This is a genomic window from Pseudomonas sp. DG56-2, assembly GCF_004803755.1.
GTDB classification, from domain to species: Bacteria; Pseudomonadota; Gammaproteobacteria; order Pseudomonadales; family Pseudomonadaceae; genus Aquipseudomonas; species Aquipseudomonas auratipiscis.
Genome location: NZ_CP032311.1, coordinates 2,935,986 through 2,953,178 on the forward strand (window position 1 = coordinate 2,935,986; position 17,193 = coordinate 2,953,178).

Consider the following 17,193-nt stretch of genomic DNA (forward strand, 5'->3'; position numbering starts at 1 on the left):
GATGGCCGCGCAAATGTGCAAGAACACCACTACTTCCCACTGCCTGCTCAGAGCTGCCCTAGCGCAGACCGAGCAATGACACCTTCATCCGGGCGCGAGTACCGAAACACACCGGCTAGTTCTTCTCGTACCAATCGCCCTTGAGCGATGAGGTAATTGGCATGGGCCAGGGTTTCGCCGATGGCCATCAGTTCATCGAAGCGCCCCTTAACCGCTGGAAACAGCACCGCCATCAACTGCATGGCAGTGCGCGGCGCCGTGCAGGCGTCCAGCAACTGCTGCAGATGCGTCTGGTGATGGGCATGCAGTTGATCAAGGCGCTCATGCAGGTTGAAAAACGGTCGCTCATGCGCCGGCAGCACCAGCACGCTGTCGGGCACTGTGCGCAGGTCATGGATCGAGTCGAGCCAGTCACGCAGCGGGTCAGCATCAGGCTCGGTGACCTGGACGCAGACGCTTGAGGTAATCCGCGGCAGTACCTGGTCGCCGGAAATCAGCAGGCCGTCTTCGGCGCAGTACAGGCAGGCATGCTCGGGGGAATGACCGCGGCCGATACGGATCTGCCAGCGACGCCCACCGATGTCCAGCTCACTGCCTTCGCTCAAGCGGTGAAAACTGGTCGGCACCTGTGGTCGAAAGTGCGCGGAACCGAGAATCGGGAACAGCGCCTGGGTTTGCTCGGGGCTGAAACCTGCACGCTGGTAATGCTGGCCGAATGCCCAATCGCTGCTGCCATCGCCCTGCCTGCCCAACTGGTGCATGGCCTGGTATTCACTGGCACTCATGAACACCGGACAGTGAAAGCGGTCACTCAACCAGCCAAGCACGCCGACATGATCGGAGTGAAAGTGCGTACAGATCACCGCCACCAGCGGCAACCCTGCAAGCGCGGTATCGAACAGCGCTTCCCAGACTTCACGGGTTTGCGCATTGTTCAACCCGGTATCGACCGCCACCCAGCCCTCGCCATGGCGCAGCAAATACAGGTTGATGTGGTCGAGTCCGAACGGCAGCGGCATACGCAGCCACAAAAGCCCCTCGGCGATTTCCTGCACAGCGCCGTTGGCAGGCGGTTGCGGCCAGGGAAAGCGCAGTCCGGCGCGCCATTCATGTCCCTGCGCGTCGAGGCTACTCACTGGCATCACCGGCAAAGGCCGCCAGGCCAACGCGCTCCAGCACCTCTGTGCTGTAGGCAACATAGCTGCGGCTGCTTTCGTCGCGAATGAACAGTGGGTCGCTAAATGCAGTGGGTGCGTAACCCTGGCGCTGCAGGTCGACCTTGCGCAGCTTGAATGTACTGGTCAGATCGGCGGCGGCCGAAACCCGCACGAACATCGGCGCGGCGTAACGCGGCAACCGCGCCTCGGTCAACGCATAAAATGCTTTTGGATCGAAGGTCTGACCCGGCTGCATCAGCACCGCTGCCATACCGACGCGACCCTCTTGCCCAGGCACCTGCACGCCATAGATATTGATCAGCTCGAGCCCGGTAAAGTCGCCCAGCGCAGAAGCCACCTCCAGGGTCGAGACGTTCTCGCTCTTCCAGCGGAAGGTGTCGCCGATGCGGTCGATGAAATAGAGGTAACCATCCTCATCGAAGCGCAGCAGGTCCCCGGAGCTCCAGTAAGCGTCGCCCTCGACGAACACGTTGCGCCGAATTTTGCTGTTAGTGGCCTCGGCCGAGGTGTAACCCTCGAAGCGTCCACCGCCGATGTTGGGATGATTGATGATGAAACCGAGCGCTTCGCCCACCTCTCCCACTTCACACAGTTGATGAAAACCATGCTCGTCTCGGGGATGACTGTCGGTTTCAACGTCATAGCGCACCAGGCGCAGATTGCTCTTCTCCCAGAACGGCACACGACCGCAGGCGCCCACATAATTGTCGACGTTGACCACGTTGGTATTGGACTCGGTGGAACCCCAGCCCTCAAACACCTGAATCGGCCCGAAGCGCTGGACCCAGTTCTGCCAGGTTTCTCGCGTCAGCCCGGCACCGAGCATGCAACGCAAACTGTGCTCGCGCTCGCCGGCAACCTCAGGCTGGTTGAGCAGGTAGCGACAGATCTCGCCGATGTACTGGAACACCGTGACCTGATGCTTGCGGATGTCGTTCCAGAACTCGCGAACACTGAACTTGCGTCGCACCACAATCGCCGCACCGGTCTTCAGCGCGGTAGAGGTTACCGACGTGGCGGCTGCACCGTGGTACAGCGGCAGGCAGCAATAGAACACGTCCTGCACCGTCGTCTGCAAAGTGATTTCCATGATGTCGCCGGTCGACATCCAGCGCATATGGCTGTAGCGCGCCGCTTTCGGCAAGCCGGTGGTACCGGAGGTAAAGATCAGCAGGCTGGGCGTTTCGGCGCTCAGGTCTGCGCGCAGGTCCCGCGGGAACGGCGTGCTCGGCGCCGCGGCCAGGGCTTCGTTCAAGCGCGTATCAACCTGATCTGGCACCTCACCCGACCACGGCTGCTCGGTATCTTCTACCAGCCAGAGCGGCAACGGCGGCAAGGTTTCGGTGACGAGAAAATTGCCCAGAATCTCTTCGCCGACAATGATCGCCTTGGCGTCGATCGCTTCCAGCGAATGCGTCAGTGTTCGGCCGCTGAGCTGGGTATTGACGAAGCCCACCACCACCCCGAGCTTGGCCAGTGCATACCAACAGCAGAAAAACGCCGGGCGGTTTTCCATTGCCAGTGCACAGACATCACCCGGGCGCAGGCCACGGGCATGAAAGACATGCGCCAGGCGATCGGCCTGGGCGTTGATCTGGGCGAAGCTCAGGCGCTGCTCGCCGTAGATGATGAAAGGCCGCTCGCCATGGCGCTGTGCTTGTTCTTCCAAGCGATCAGCCAAGGTATAGCGATCTGCCGGCTTGATCCGTGCACTGGCTTCAGCACGGCGATCGAGGATGGCCTGCGTCTGCTCGCGTGGCACAACCCCACGATCGTCAGCAGACAGCAGGCTTGCGTTGTTGAAATTGTTCATCCTTTTCTCCGATAAAACACGCGACCGGGCGCTCGGGGTCAACGTGGTTCGCCCGCACGCCTTTGCTATTGCGATCACCGCCACCGAGCGGCCAGGTGATCGAGCACGGAACGCATCATTCACCCTGCAGAGAAGTGCAACATCGTCCGATAAGACTAAGCAGCAGCGATTGCCTTGCGCCGCACTAACGAGTGGTCTGAACGGACGATGTGCCCAACCTCGATCCGGTCCACGCTCCTCCTCACTAGAACAAAACCGGGAGCACCCGCAGTGAACTCATCCATCCCTGTTACCTGGCGTACTCATTACGCACTGTTCGTACTGGCCGTGATCTACATCTTCAATTACATCGACCGGCAGTTGATGGCGATCCTTATCGAGCCGGTGAAAGCCGAGTTCGGCATTTCCGATACCGGCATCGGAATGCTCTCCGGGGTAACCTTCGCGGTGTTCTACACCCTGTTCGGCTTCCCTCTCGGACGACTCTCCGACCGCATCGGGCCCAAGCCCGTGATCGCTGCCTGCTGTATCGCCTGGAGCGTCATGACCATGGCGTGCGGACTGGCGACCAGCTTCTGGTTGCTGGTCATGGCGCGGATTGGGGTGGCGGTCGGTGAAGCTGGAGGAACGGCGCCATCGGTGGCGATGATTTCGCAGCTGTACCCGGCCAAGAACCGCTCCACCGCGTTGTCGATACTCATGCTCGGTTCAAGCTTTGGCGCTATTTTCGGCCTGGGCTTCGGCGGCTGGATTGCCCAGCACTACGGCTGGCGTTCGGCGTTCCTGATCATCGGTGTACCCGGCATCCTGCTCGGTCTGTTGCTGTGGCTCACGGTGCGTGCGCCGAAAGTGGCGAGCGAAGCGCAGTACACGGCTGCAGTGGTCCAGGAAGGCTGGGCCAAGACCATGGCCAAGTTGATGGAAACTCCTTCATTCCTGTGGTTGGTGCTGACCGGCGCATCCAGCGCCATTGCCGGCTATGCGATTGGTACCTGGAGCCCGAGTTTTCTCATCCGTTCCCACGGATTGAACCTGCAGGATGCAGGCTTTCTGGTCGGTGTGGTGGGTGGCACCGGTGCTACCTTCGGCACCCTCGCCTGCGGCATCGTTTCCGACCGCATGGCCCGCCGAGACCCCGGTTGGCAAATTGGCGTGCCGCTGCTCGCGACGTTGGTGAGCATCCCGTTCGCGCTGGCGTACTTCCTCTGGCCGACCGGCACTCTGTTTCACCTGGGCAGCACCCCGGTGCCGACTGCATTCGTGTTCTATGCAGGCTTCGCCTTTTTCGGCACCTGGTGGGCAACGCCGTGCCTTGGCGCCGTAACCCATTTATTTCCGGCTGCACGCCTGGCTCAGGCGACGTCGATCTTTGTCATGGCCATGACCCTGCTGGGGGTGGGCGTTGGCCCGCTGTTGATCGGTGTACTCAGTGACATGTTCGCCCCCTCGCTGGGCGCTGAAGCCTTGCGCTACGCCCTGGCTGCCTCGATCTCGATGCTGATGCTCTCGACATTATTCTTGGGCATGGCCTTGCCGCGCTATCGCGCGCAACTGAGGCAGCCGGCAGTGCCGGTTGCCGACCCTGAAACTGCAGTAACCGCCTGATGAATGGAGACTCAAAGATGTCAGAACAAGACCTACCGTTGCCCATTGGCCATTTCGTCACCCTCGACAACGGCCTGCGCCTGCACTACCTCGATGAAGGCAGCGGCCCCGTCGTGGTGTGGTTGCACGGCAGTGGCCCGGGTGCCAGTGGCTATAGCAACTTCAAGGGTAACTTCCCCGCGTTCGTCGCTGCAGGCTTTCGTAACCTGGTGATCGACCTGCCAGGCTTCGGCCGCTCGGACAAACCGGACAACATCAACTACGACCTGGACTTCTTCGTTGGCGCCGTCTCCGGTTTGCTCAAGGCTCTCGAAATACAGCGCTGCACCCTGCTGGGCAATTCCCTCGGCGGTGCAATCGCCATCGGCCTGGGCCTGGCACAGCCTGAGATTCTCGACAAACTGATCCTGATGGCACCCGGCGGCGTCGAGGAACGCGAAACCTACTTCGCCAAGATCGGCATTCAGCGCATGGTCGAACTGTTCAATGCCGGCCCGTTGGACATCGACAAGATGCGCCAGATCATGAGCCTGCAACTGTTCGACACTTCACAGTTGCCCGATAGCCTGCTGGCCGAGCGTGTCGCGGTTGCCCGGCACCAGCCGCACTGCCTGTTCTCGACCATGATGGTGCCGAACATGACCGAGCGCCTGCATGAGCTGAAGGTGCCGATCCTCGGTTTCTGGGGCACCAACGACAACTTCAACCCAGTCGGCGGCGCAATGAAAGTGCTCGATAACGCCCCTGACGCGCGCTTTATTATGCTAAATCGTTGTGGGCATTGGGTGCAGGTGGAACACAGCGAGTTGTTCAACCGTTCCTGCCTCGAGTTCCTGAACCAAGCCTAGGTACCCTGCGACAGCGGCAGCCCTGCTGCTGTCGCATCGACCGGCCACCTTTATGGGCTGACATAACAATGACAAAACTGTCCCACTTGCTTGCCCCTGGCCGCATTGGCCCGATCCAACTGCGCAATCGCATCATCATGGCGCCCATGGGCTCCAACTTTGCCGAGGCCGATGGCCATTGTGGCGAACGTATCCAGGCCTACTATGAAGCACGCGCCGCAGGTGGCGCCGGCATGTTGATCATGGGTGTGTGCGCCATCGCCTTTCCCTCCGGTACCGCCGAACCCTACCAGGTGGGGGTCTCATCCGATGAGTTCATTCCCGGCCTGAGCCGCCTGGCCGAGCGCGTGCACAAGCACGGTGCGAAGATCGCCATGCAATTGCAGCACGCTGGCAAGAATGCCATCCGCGACATGGCCGCAGGCCGACCGCTGTGGGTGCCGTCGATTCCACCCGCCAGCAGTTCGGACATGATGCAGGCCCTGACTCCCGAAGAACTCAGCTCTTTCGTCAGTGCGGTGCGCGGGCGCAAAGGCGGAATCGAGATGCGCGTCATGGACCAGGACGACATCGCCCAGATGGTCGAATGGTTTGCCGCAGCCGCCGAGCGGGCGCAGCGCGCCGGTTTCGATGGTGTCGAGATCCATGCCGCGCACAACTACATCATCGCCGGATTTCTCTCGTCGTATTACAACAAGCGTGACGATGCCTACGGCGGCTCACTGGAAAACCGTGCGCGCTTGTTGCTGGAGGTATTGGCTGCGGTTCGCGCGCGCGTAGGTTCAGGTTTTGGCATGTGGCTGCGCCTGGATGCCGAAGAGCTGTTCACCCCCGGCGGCATTACCCTTGAGGATGCCAAAGCGGTGGCGCGCCTGGCCGAAGCGGCCGGGGCCGACGCGGTCAGCGTTTCCGCCTACGCCGCTATCACCAGTGGCGTGGCCTTCACCGAGGCGCCTCTGGTGCAAAAGCCGGGCGCCTTTCTCGAGTGGACTGGGGCGATCAAACAATGCGTAAGCATTCCAGTGATTGCCGTCGGACGGATCGAACCGCAAGCGGGCGAAAGCGCGATTGCCGCCAACCACTGCGACTTCATCGCCATGGGACGCAAACTGCTGGCTGACCCGCAATTGCCGAACAAGCTGGCATCCGGTCATTTGCAGGCGATCCGCCCGTGTATTTATTGCTACGTGTGCGTCAGCCAGATATTCATCAACCAGCGGGTCAAATGCGCGGTCAACCCTCAAACCGGCCATGAGAGCGAACGCGTCATCACCCCAGTGGCGGCTGCGCAGCATGTGGCAGTGATTGGCGGTGGCCCAGCGGGTCTTGAAGCGGCGCGCGTTGCCGCCCTGCGTGGCCATCGGGTGACCCTGATTGAACGCAGTGATCGTTTGGGCGGCACCTTGTTCTTTGCCGCTCTTGCCTACCCCGAAAACGGTCGTCTGCTCGACAACCTGCTCTATCAGGTAGAACAACTGCCCATCGATGTCCGCCTGCAGACGAGCGTAGACGCAGCCTTGTTGCGTGATCTTAACGTCGACCAGGTAATCGTTGCCACCGGTGCACAACGCGCTGCACCGAACATCCCCGGGGCCGAGCAGAACCACGTCTGGAGTGGCGATGAACTGCGGCGCCTGATGACCGGAGACCGCGCCGAGGAAATCGCCAGACGCAAGCTGTCGCTGACCCAGCGCACCATGATGAAGGCCGGCAACTTGATCGGCGTTACCGACAGCACCGAAGCCATCCAGAAGTTGTCGCGCGTGTGGATGCCGTTGGGCAAGCGTGTGACCATTGTTGGCGGCGGGCTGGTGGGATTGGAGCTGGCCGAGTTCCTGATCGCTCGCGGACGCCAGGTGTGTGTACTGGAGAGCTCCGGCCACCTGGGCCGTGAACTGGCAATCGTGCGCCGCTGGCGGGTGCTGCATGGCATTCGCGTGCATGGTGGACAACTGCTGACTGGCGTCACCGTCACCGCCATCGAGGGCAACCGCGTGCGCTACCAAACCGCTGAAGGTGAGGCTGGCGATGTGCAGTGCGACTCAGTGGTACTGGCCAGCGGCGCAACACCTGATACCACCCTGGCCGATGCGCTGAGCAGTGCCGGGCTCAAGGTTGTCAGCATCGGTGATTGCCAGAGCCTGGGTTACATCGAAGGCGCCATCGCCGCCGGCAATCGCGCCGCTCGCGAAGCCTGAAAGCAAAACTGCGGACAAAAAAAACCCCAGATTCTCATCTGGGGTTTTTTAGTTTCAGGTTGCAGCTAAAGTCAACGGCCCATTGCCCGCGCCGCATCGGCGGTGTACATGTCCGGGGTGAACTTCGATTCGTTGAGAATCGGCCCCTTCTTCGATTCGTTGGTCATCGCATAGCCGGTGTACTGTCCCGAGTTCAAGTCCATGAAGAACTGCGAACCGGCCTGCCAGCCGCTCATGTCCGGGTGGTAGTAGTAGTTGATCATCGCATGCTTCCACAACGCCCCACGGCTGTCGTAGTTGTCAGCAGCCACTGCGTTCCAGGTGTCTTCGTCAATGAACAACACTCGCTTGCCGTAGACATGGCGGTAGCCCTCTTTCAACTTCGCCTCCAGCACCCACACCCGACGCAGTTCATAGCGCATGTAGTCAGGGTTGGGGTGGTTGGGGGTGAGGATGTCGGCGTACTTGATGTCACCGCTGTTGGGCTTGAAGGCGTTGGCCGGTACGTAGACTTCACGCTTGCCGATCAAGGTCCAGTCAAAGCGCTCCGGCGAGCCGTTGTAAAGCCGGTCTTCATCCACGGTCATGGTGCCGTTGGTACCAATCATCGGCTGATCATAGCCGTAGCCCGGCAACTGCCGCACGCGCCGGGTCGATGGGCTATAGCTCCAAGCCTGGCGTGGGTTGGTGAGGAAGTTGTAAGGTTCCTGGGAAATACTCACCACACCGTTGTCACGCACCGGCTTGAGCGTGGTGTTCCAGCTCATGGCCTGGATCGAGTTCTCGGTCTTGGGCTCGACTGTTGGGGAGTTGGCTTGCGACAGGTTACGCGCATGCGCCCTACCCCAGCCAATGCTGCCGTTAGGCAGTACCGACGCCAGGTCGCTGATTTTTTCTTCGGTGTAGGCACGCGCAGGCAGTTGATGGTTCCACAGCAGTTCCATGCCGTTCTTCGGAATCGGGAACGGCACCTGGCCGATTCCTTCGACACCCATGCCGTCGTCCACCAGCTTGGCGCTCAAGGCGTTTTTCATCGCCCGTTCACAGACATAATCCGGGTAACGAAAATCACGATGGCCGGGGTAGATATTCATTTTGTAAGTGGTCGGATAGCGCTTGAGCAATGCCTTCTGACCGTCAGTCAGATGCTTTTCATACTGGCTCATGTTCTGCGCGGTAATGACCAGAATCGGCTTCTCGTCAGCGTAAGGGTCAACTGGCTGATCGCCAGAAAACTTCACATGATTCCAACCCGGCACTTCACCCAAGTACTTGCCGGTGAACGGCGGGATAGTGCCCTCGGCGTTGCCGGCTTTCTCGGCACCGACGCAGGTAAGTTCCTTGCCGAGTTTGGCAGCCTCTTCAGGCGACACTTGCGCAAATGCGCTGCCTTGCAGGCCGACATTGACGGCCACTGCAGCTACGAACATCACGCCTTTTGTTGTTGTTTTCATCGATTGGCTCCTTCGCAGACCAGGACTACTGGGGTACTCCATTGTTCCTGATCTGCTGGGGAGAACATCGTCCGGAAAGACTAATCAGTCAGATTGTGATCAACAAATCTTTGAGCTGCGCCTTGATCAATTTGCCCGAGGCATTGCGCGGCAATGGTTCGTTACGAGTGTGCACTTCGGCCGGCACCTTATAGGCCGCCAGACGCTGGCCGATGAAGGCACAAACCTGCTCCTGCGTGGGCGTTGGATGAAGCTCGCTGCGCAACATGAGCACCATGCGTTCCCCCAGTTCCTCATCTTCCAGGGCAAACGCGGCAGCCTCGATCACGCCGGGCATTTCGCAGATACACGACTCCACTTCGCTGGCCGAAATCTTTTCTCCCGCCCGGTTGATCAGGTCCTTGGCCCGGTCGGTTATGTAGAGAAAGCCCTCGTCGTCGAGCATGCCGATGTCGCCGGTGTCCAGCCAACCGTCCTGCAAGGTTTCGGCACTGGCCTGGGGCAAGCGCCAATAGGCGTGCATCAGCGTGGGCGAACGCAGCCAGATCAAACCACTGTGTCCTGCTGGCAATGGCGATTTGGGGTCCGGCCCAATACATACATCAACGATCGGCAGCGGCCAGCCCACAGAATCGGGTTTGTAGACGAACTGATCGCCACCCACTGCCGCACCGATGCCGTTGCTTTCCGTCAAACCGTAGCCACTGCCACCAATTGCCTTGGGTTTGCGCTTGCTGATCTGTGCCAGCAGGCGGCTGGACGCCATCGCCCCGCCCAGCCCCAGACCGTAAAGGCTGTCGCTGTCGGCGCTGTCAAAGCGTGGCGAACCCAGCAATTGCTGCATCATCACCGGTGCACCGTTGAACTGGGTGCAGCGCTCATCGCGAATCAGGTCGAAGGCCTTGTCCACGTCCCACTTGTACATCAACAGCAAACGCCGGCCGCTGCGCAAGGCCAGCAAGAACTGCGCGTGTAGACCGCTGACATGAAACAGCGGCACCGCCATCAGGTTGGTCGGCGCCAGCCCGCTGTCGATCACCGCCTGGATACGCTCCGGGGAGCTGACAGCGCAAAACGCCGACTGGAACTCCAGCGCTGTCAGGGCCTGGCAAATGGCCCGGTGGCTGGACAACACACCCTTGGCACGGCTGGTGGTACCCGAGGTGTAGAGAATCAGTGCCGGGTCGTCAGGGCCGATGGAAATGGCAGGCAGCGCCAATGCCGGGGCCTCGACCAGGGTTTCGAATCGCTGGCAGTTGGACGGCAGCATCAGCCCGGCTTGCGCGCCGACCACAATGCTGAGCAAGCGCTCACCGAGCAAATCGTCCGCCAACAACTGCAGGCGCTGCTGGTCGCAGACCAGCACCTGCGCGCCGCTGTCCTGCAGGCCATGAAACAACTCATCACGCAGGCCCCAACTGTTGAGCGGCACACACACCGCACCGCAGCGCTGCACGGCGACAAACGCCACCAGCCACGCGGGCTGATTGCGCATGGCGATGGCAACCCGGTCACCCTGTTTCACGCCAAAGCGTTGTGACAGTTGCCCGGCCAGACGGTCGACCTGATCAAAAAAGTCAGCAAACGTCAGCCGTTGCTGCTCCCAGATCAGGAACTCGCGCTCGCCATGCACGCGGCCTGCATCAATGGCCTCGAGCAGGTTCGCGCAGGCATGGCGAAAGTAGCGCGGGCTACTGTCGGGGGGCGTCACCACTTCAAAAGGCGATCCGGGGCCAATCAACTGCTGCCAGGCATTGCGCCACTGTTCCAGCTTCATTGTTCATTTCTCCAAAGACGCGAAAGCGCCATAGCGCGCGCAGTGGAAGTCACTGTCGCCAAGGCACGCCTGGGCCACGCGAATTCGCTTGAGGTACAGACCGACATCCAGCTCATCGGTTACGCCGATACCGCCATGCATCTGCACCGCTTCATTGCTGATCTGAGCAGCCATCTCACCCGCTTTCCATTTACCTAGACTGACCCGGCGCCCCCGTTCGGCGGCGCTCAGGGTGCTGTCGTCGAGCGCCGCCAATGCGGCCATGACAGCGCTACGCGCCAGTTGCAGTTCCACGTGCAAGCGCGCGGCGCGGTGTTGCAGGGTCTGGAACGAGCCAATTGGTACGTCGAACTGTACGCGGGTCTTGAGATAATCCAAGGTCATGGCGAACAGCTGTTCGCCGGCGCCTAGCAACTCTGCGGCCAGGCAGGCACGGCCACGGTCCAGGGCCTCGTCCAGGGCGGCCCAGGCCGCACCCACAGTACCCAGCAAAGCCTCGCTACCCACCTGCACCGCATTCAAGCGCAACCGCGCGCAGTTACGTGAATCGATCAACGACAACGCATTGACTTCAAGACCGGGCGTATTCGCCGGTACCAGAAACAAGCTGATGCCTTGTTCGTCCCCGGCGCTACCGCTGGTACGCGCAGCCACCAGGTAGGCATTGGCCTCCACGCCATCGACGACGAAGAACTTTTCGCCGTCCAGGCGATAACCACCGGCTTCGGCTTTCGCTGACAATGTGGTGTGCAGCGGTGCGTGCCGCGGCTTTTCATCTACGGCCAGGGCCAAGCGCCGTTCGCCACTGATCAGAGCGGTCAGCCACTGATCCTGCTGCGCCTGCGAGCCTGCCAGGTGCATCAGCGAACCACCGAGCACCACACTGGACAACAAGGGTGACGCCGACAGGTTTGTGCCCATGGCTTCGAAAATCGGCCCCAGGCCCATGCAACCAAAATCCAGCCCGCCGAACGCTTCGGGAAATGGAATAGCGCTCCAACCCAGGCCCACCGCTTCCTGCCACAACGAGGTGTCGTAACCGCCAGCGCAGGCTTCGTCTCGCAGGCGCCGCTGCGCCGCTACAGGGCTACGCGCGGCCAGAAACTCACGGGCACTGTCCGCCAACAGACGCTGCTCTTCGCTATACACAAGACTCATGATCAAACTCCCCTTACACACTCGGCAGGTTCAAGACCCGCTTGGCGATGACATTCAACTGCACTTCCGAAGAACCGCCGGAAATGGTCAGGGCATAGCTGTTGAGCCAGCCACGGGTAATTGCCAGTTCCTCGCTGCTGAACGGCTCGCCTTCAAGGCCAAGGGCGCGATAGCCCAGGGCATCGAGGAGAATCTCGAACTTGTCGCGCTCCTGCTCGGTGTGGACCAGTTTCATGATCGCCATGATCGCGCTGGTATCGAGCCCGGCCCTGGCCTCCTCGCCCATGCGCTGAACGGTAAGGTTGTAGGCATGTTCATTCATTGCGCAGGCCTGGGCGCGGGCGCGCAAGGCCACGTCGCAAGGCGACTGGCTGTCTGGCAGGTAGCGCTCGATCAGCGGCAACAGGTGAAAGTGCGACGGCAGGCTGAATTCGCCAAACTTGGACATGGCCTTGCGCTCATGCTGCAGCAGGCTCTTGCCCAGGTTCCAGCCACCGTTGAGGGGGCCGATCAACTGGCTTTGCGGAACGCGCACGTTATCGAAGAACACTTGGCAAAAGGCCGACTTGCCGCTGATCAAGTCAATCGGCGAGACGCTGATGCCCGGGCTTTGCATGTCCAGCACGATCAGGCTGATGCCCAGGTGCTTGGGTGCGCTGGGGTCGGTGCGCACCAAGGCGTACATCCAGTCGGACTTGTCGCCGTAAGAGGTCCAGATCTTGGTGCCGTTGACCACGAAATCGTCGCCATCGACAACCGCCGAGGTCTTGAGGCTGGCAAGGTCGGAACCAGCGTTGGGCTCGGAAAAGCCCTGGCACCAGCGTATCTCTCCCCGGCACATTGGCGGTAACAGTGTTTGTTTCTGCGCTTGGCTGCCAAATTCGAGCAGCACCGGGCCCAACATCCAGATACCCAGGTTGATCTGCGCCGGCCGACACTTGAGTCGGCGCAGCTCACTTTCCAGTACCGCGTTTTGCTCGGCGCTCAGCCCGCCACCGCCGTACTCGCTGGGCCATTGCGGGCAGAACCAGCCTTTGTCGCGCATGCGCTCGAACCACAGGCGAGCGTCATCGCTGGGAAACTCTACATGGCGGCCACCCCAGACCATCTCGCCGTCGGGAGTGGCGGTGCGCAGTGACGGCGGGCAATTGGCCTCCAGCCAGTCACGCGTCGCTTGCCTGAATTGCTCAATTGCACTCATTCGTTCACCTGAAAGGGACGTTATTGTTATTCGCTTCAAGGGTACAAGGTGACTCAGCGCTGCGTGCGCGGCATCCCCAGGCCAAACTGGGCGATCAATTCGCGCTGGATTTCGTTGGTACCGCCGCCAAAGGTCAGGTTTACCGACGCCCGTACTTCATACTCCAGCTCGCCAAGCAGATAAGCGGCTGCGGAACCGGCGCGGGTCAAGCCGCTGGCGCCGAGAATGGCCGACAGCTTGCGCAGGATCTCGATCGCCGATTCCGAGCCGTAGACCTTGGTCGTCGAGGCCAGGGCCACGTCGACACGGTCACGTTCCAGGTCGGCGGCGATGCGAAAGTTGATCAGGCGCATGGCTTCAAGCCGGGCATAACATTCGGCCAGGTCGCGGCGCACCCAGGCATGGTCAGTGGCGCGATGGCCCTGTTCATCGGCGCAGCGTGCCCACAAATACACCCTGCTGAACAGGCTCACCACTTTGTCAGACCAGGCACCCAAGCCCAGGCGCTCATGGTTGAGCTGCGCGGTGATGAGTTTCCAGCCACCGTGCAGTTCGCCCACCAGCATGTCCCGTGGCACTCGCACATTATCGTAATACGTCGCGGCCGTGGGGTTTCCGGAGGTCGGAATCAGGGTGCTGGAAAAGCCTTCGGCCTGGGTATCGAGAATCAGGATCGAAATACCCTTGTGCCGCGCCTGTTCGGGGTCGGTACGCGCCGCCAGCCAGATGTAATCGGCCGAATCGGCGCCCGACGTCCAGAGCTTGCTGCCGTTGACCAGGAAACCATCGGCATCTTCACGGGCAGTGGTTTTCAGCACTGCCAGGTCGCTACCGGCGCTGGCTTCGGAGTAACCGATGGCAAAGTTGATCTCACCGGCAGCAATGCCGGGCAAGAACTTCTCTTTCTGCAGGGTCGAGCCGTGCGCCATCAACGCCGGACCCACGGTGCTGATTGTCACGAACGGCAGCGGCGCGCCGGCAATGTTGGCTTCTTCGAAGAAGATCAGCTGCTCGGTGGCGGCATAGCCCTGACCGCCATAGGCCTTGGGCCAGCCAACCGCCAGCCAGCCATCGCGACCGATCTGGGCGATGGTACGGCGAAACAGTTCGCCGCCTTCGGTGCCACGCATTTTCTCGCGTAGCTCAGGGGTCATCAGGTTCTGGAAGTAGTCCCGGACCTTGAGTCTGAGCGCACGCTGTTCGGGGGTAAGATCGACGAACATGGGACGCTCCTTATACTGCGCCGAGGATCAGGCCGCTGGTAGGCACGCCGGTTCCGGCAGTGACCAACACGTTTTCCGCACTCTGCACCTGGTTGACCGCCGTACCCCGGACCTGACGAACCGCTTCGGCGATGCCGTTCATCCCGTGGATGTAGGCTTCGCCCAACTGGCCGCCATGGGTGTTGATCGGCAGCCTGCCGCCACGTGCATGATGCCCGGCACGAATGAAGTCCTTGGCTTCGCCGCGTTTGGCAAAGCCGAATTCTTCGAGTTGCGGCAGTACAAAGGGCGTGAAGTGGTCGTAGATGATTGCGGTCTGCAAGTCATCCGGGCCCAGGCGCGACTGGCTGTACAGCTCTTTGGCGACCACACCCATCTCCGGCAGGCCAGTGATGTCGTCACGGTAGAACGAGGTCATTACCTGCTGCCCGGCCGCAATGCCCTGAGCGCCGGCCTTGATGATCACCGGCTTTTGCCGCAAGTCCCTGGCACGTTCTGCCGAGGTGATGACCATCGCTACCGCGCCATCGGATTCCTGGCAGCAGTCGAGCAAGTGCAGCGGCTCACAGATCCAGCGTGACGCCTGGTGCTCTTCAAGGGTGATCGGCTTGCCGTAGAAAAAGGCCTGGGGGTTGGTGGCGGCAAAGTCGCGAACCGCTACCGCGACCCGACCGAAGTCTTCGGAGGTTGCACCGTAGGTGTGCATGTAGCGCTGGGCGAACATGCCGACCCAGGCTGCAGGCGTGTGAAAGCCGTGGGGCATGTACCAGCCGTAGTTGACGTTCTCAAAGGTCGGCGTCGAGGCAAAACCATAGCTGCCGGTGCCAAAGCGGTACCAGGAGCGTTCGTTCATGGCCCGATAAACCACCACCACCTTGGCAACGCCGGTGGCCACCGCCATTGCCGCGTGCATGACCGGCCCGCAGGCGGCGCCGCCACCGTGCGGCACCTGGGAGAAGAACTTGACGTCCTTGCAGCCCAACAGTCGGGCAATTTCATACTCGGGGACTTTGTCGACCGAATAGGAACTGAATCCCTCGACCTCGGAGGGATCGATCCCGGCGTCCTTGAGCGCTGCCAGGGTCGCTTCCATGGCCAGGCGCAATTCGGTGCGCCCGGAGTTCTTGGAAAACTCGGTCGCGCCCAAGCCGACAATGGCGGCGCGCCCGGAAATCGACGAATTCGTCATTTTTGCTGTCTCCCGCGAGTCAGGGCAGAACCAGCGTGACCGTGCCGGTCACGTGGTTGCCCATGGAATTTTTGCCCTTCAGGGCCACTTCCAGGCTGCGCGTAGCGGCATCCTGATGGGTAACTTCGCCACTGAACGTCATGCTGTCACCGGGGTAGTTCGGTGCGCCCAGCTTGATTTTCAGCGCACGGAACTGCACCTGCGGGCCACTCCATTGCTCGATGAAACGCTGTACCAGACCATTGGTGGTGAGGATGTTCATGAAAATATGCGGCGAACCCAGCTCCCGTGCAGCCTCCAGGTCATGGTGGCCGGGGAAGTAGTCGCGGGTGGCAATCGCACCACCAGCGATCAGGCCGACAGTGATCGCAATGGTCAGCTCGGGCAGTTGTTCGCCAGAGCGTACGTCTTCAAAGCGCTTGGTGTTCATCGAGGTCATATTTCCATCCCAAGGTGTCGTTATCGCTCAGCCAGTCGCCGAGACGTTCCAGGATCGCCGACGATCCTCCCAATGCACTGCTCAGTGCCCGGCTCCAATACAGGAACCGATGGATTGGGTATGAAAGGTCAACGCCAATACCACCGTGCACATGCTGTGCGGTGTGACCAATGCGGTGGCCGGCCTCGCACGCCAGGTACGCAGTGGCCAGGGCCTCGGAAGGCGCTGGCAGTCCGGCGTCGAGGCGATAGCACAGTTGCCACAGGGCACTGCGCAGTACTTCAAGCTGCACGTGGGTGTCGGCCATGCTCATCTGCACGGCCTGGAAGCTGCCGATACTGCGGTTGAACTGCTGGCGCTCACTCACGTAAGCAACCGTGCGGTGCACCTGCTCGGCGCTGACGCCCAACTGCAACGACGCCAGGGCTGCAATGGCACGCGGAGCCAGCCAGTCCAGCGCCGCGCCAGGCAGCACGTGATCGCTGCTGAGCATGACCCCCTCCACCTGCAGGTCTGCCAGCGCTTCGCCATGGGTCATGACCCCAGGCACGCTACGGATACCGGCCTGCTGCAAATCGACCAGTACCAGCCGTGGTTGTCCTGCGACCTGGGCCAATACCAGCGCAGCGTTCGACTGTTCGGCCAGGGCCAACGCTGCGATACGTCCGTCCAGGCGCCAGCCGTCCGCCTCGGGGCTGGCGTGCAGTTCGATGCCGCGCACGTTGGTCAGGCCATCAAGGGAAAGGGTCAATAACCCCGTCGCCGCGACGGCCCGTTCAACCCACGGGGCCACTGCCGCACCACCAAACTGCGCCAAGGTTGCTGCCGCCAATTGGTGACGCCACAGCGGTACTTGCGCCAGAGCGCCGCCCTGGGCATCGAGGATCTGCATCAGCTCGATCATGCCCAGGCCGCTGCCACCCGCCACCTCGGGAATGGCCAGGGCGTGCAGCCCGGTCTCCACACAGCTGGCCCACAATTGCTGCATATAGGCCTGCCCGGAAAGATCCCAGTCGCGCAGGTACTCGTCGGTGCAAAAGTCGCTCATCAGGCTGCCGGCCATTTCGGCAATGGCGCGCTGATCTTCATTGAGTTCAAAGTCCATAACAG

At 61.2% G+C, this 17,193-nt stretch carries 13 protein-coding genes; 3 read left to right on the plus strand and 10 right to left on the minus strand.

The features are described from left to right. Window positions 1–47 precede the first annotated feature (47 nt). Window positions 48–1,136 (minus strand): MBL fold metallo-hydrolase, encoded by a 1,089-nt coding sequence (locus tag D3Z90_RS13185; RefSeq protein WP_136476215.1) that lies wholly within the window; start codon window positions 1,134–1,136, stop codon window positions 48–50. After that, window positions 1,129–2,991, minus strand: a complete 1,863-nt coding sequence (locus tag D3Z90_RS13190; protein ID WP_136476216.1) for a long-chain-acyl-CoA synthetase — start codon at window positions 2,989–2,991, stop codon at window positions 1,129–1,131. The genes D3Z90_RS13185 and D3Z90_RS13190 overlap by 8 nt, the downstream gene beginning before the upstream one ends. A 270-nt stretch (window positions 2,992–3,261) precedes the next feature. Here D3Z90_RS13190 and D3Z90_RS13195 point away from each other — a divergent pair, with 270 nt between their 5' ends. The 3 genes from D3Z90_RS13195 (at window position 3,262) to D3Z90_RS13205 (ending at window position 7,642) form a co-directional block, all read left to right on the plus strand. After that, window positions 3,262–4,596: an MFS transporter gene (locus D3Z90_RS13195; RefSeq protein ID WP_136476217.1), complete on the plus strand. Its 1,335-nt coding sequence runs from the start codon at window positions 3,262–3,264 to the stop codon at window positions 4,594–4,596. Window positions 4,597–4,613: 17 nt separating this feature from the next. Then, on the plus strand, window positions 4,614–5,444 hold the full coding sequence (locus tag D3Z90_RS13200; protein WP_136476218.1) for an alpha/beta fold hydrolase: 831 nt from the start codon (window positions 4,614–4,616) through the stop codon (window positions 5,442–5,444). 68 nt (window positions 5,445–5,512) lie between these two features. Beyond that, on the plus strand, window positions 5,513–7,642 hold the full coding sequence (locus D3Z90_RS13205) for an FAD-dependent oxidoreductase (protein ID WP_136476219.1): 2,130 nt from the start codon (window positions 5,513–5,515) through the stop codon (window positions 7,640–7,642). A gap of 71 nt (window positions 7,643–7,713) precedes the next feature. Here the strand turns inward: D3Z90_RS13205 and D3Z90_RS13210 are convergent, their stop codons facing one another. The 8 genes from D3Z90_RS13210 to D3Z90_RS13245 form a co-directional block, all read right to left on the minus strand. Beyond that, window positions 7,714–9,096, minus strand: coding sequence for a DUF1329 domain-containing protein (locus D3Z90_RS13210; protein ID WP_371922196.1), 1,383 nt, complete (start codon window positions 9,094–9,096; stop codon window positions 7,714–7,716). An 88-nt stretch (window positions 9,097–9,184) separates the two neighbouring features. Further along, window positions 9,185–10,873 carry a class I adenylate-forming enzyme family protein gene (locus D3Z90_RS13215; RefSeq protein WP_136476220.1) on the minus strand — a complete coding sequence of 563 codons (1,689 nt, stop codon included), beginning with the start codon at window positions 10,871–10,873 and terminating at the stop codon, window positions 9,185–9,187. Window positions 10,874–10,876: 3 nt separating this feature from the next. Beyond that, window positions 10,877–12,031: an acyl-CoA dehydrogenase family protein gene (locus D3Z90_RS13220; RefSeq protein ID WP_136476221.1), complete on the minus strand. Its 1,155-nt coding sequence runs from the start codon at window positions 12,029–12,031 to the stop codon at window positions 10,877–10,879. A gap of 13 nt (window positions 12,032–12,044) precedes the next feature. Next, entirely contained in the window at window positions 12,045–13,232 is a 1,188-nt protein-coding gene (locus tag D3Z90_RS13225; protein WP_136476222.1) for an acyl-CoA dehydrogenase family protein, read from the minus strand. A gap of 53 nt (window positions 13,233–13,285) precedes the next feature. Further along, window positions 13,286–14,455, minus strand: coding sequence for an acyl-CoA dehydrogenase family protein (locus D3Z90_RS13230; RefSeq protein WP_136476223.1), 1,170 nt, complete (start codon window positions 14,453–14,455; stop codon window positions 13,286–13,288). A gap of 10 nt (window positions 14,456–14,465) precedes the next feature. Continuing rightward, window positions 14,466–15,644, minus strand: a complete 1,179-nt coding sequence (locus tag D3Z90_RS13235) for a lipid-transfer protein (RefSeq protein ID WP_136476224.1) — start codon at window positions 15,642–15,644, stop codon at window positions 14,466–14,468. Window positions 15,645–15,663: 19 nt separating this feature from the next. Then, the gene (locus D3Z90_RS13240; RefSeq protein WP_136476225.1) at window positions 15,664–16,083 is read right to left on the minus strand and encodes a MaoC family dehydratase; all 420 of its coding nucleotides are present in this window, start codon (window positions 16,081–16,083) and stop codon (window positions 15,664–15,666) included. Continuing rightward, window positions 16,055–17,188 carry an acyl-CoA dehydrogenase family protein gene (locus tag D3Z90_RS13245; RefSeq protein ID WP_136476226.1) on the minus strand — a complete coding sequence of 378 codons (1,134 nt, stop codon included), beginning with the start codon at window positions 17,186–17,188 and terminating at the stop codon, window positions 16,055–16,057. Before D3Z90_RS13245 ends, D3Z90_RS13240 begins: the two co-directional genes overlap by 29 nt. Window positions 17,189–17,193 lie beyond the last annotated feature (5 nt).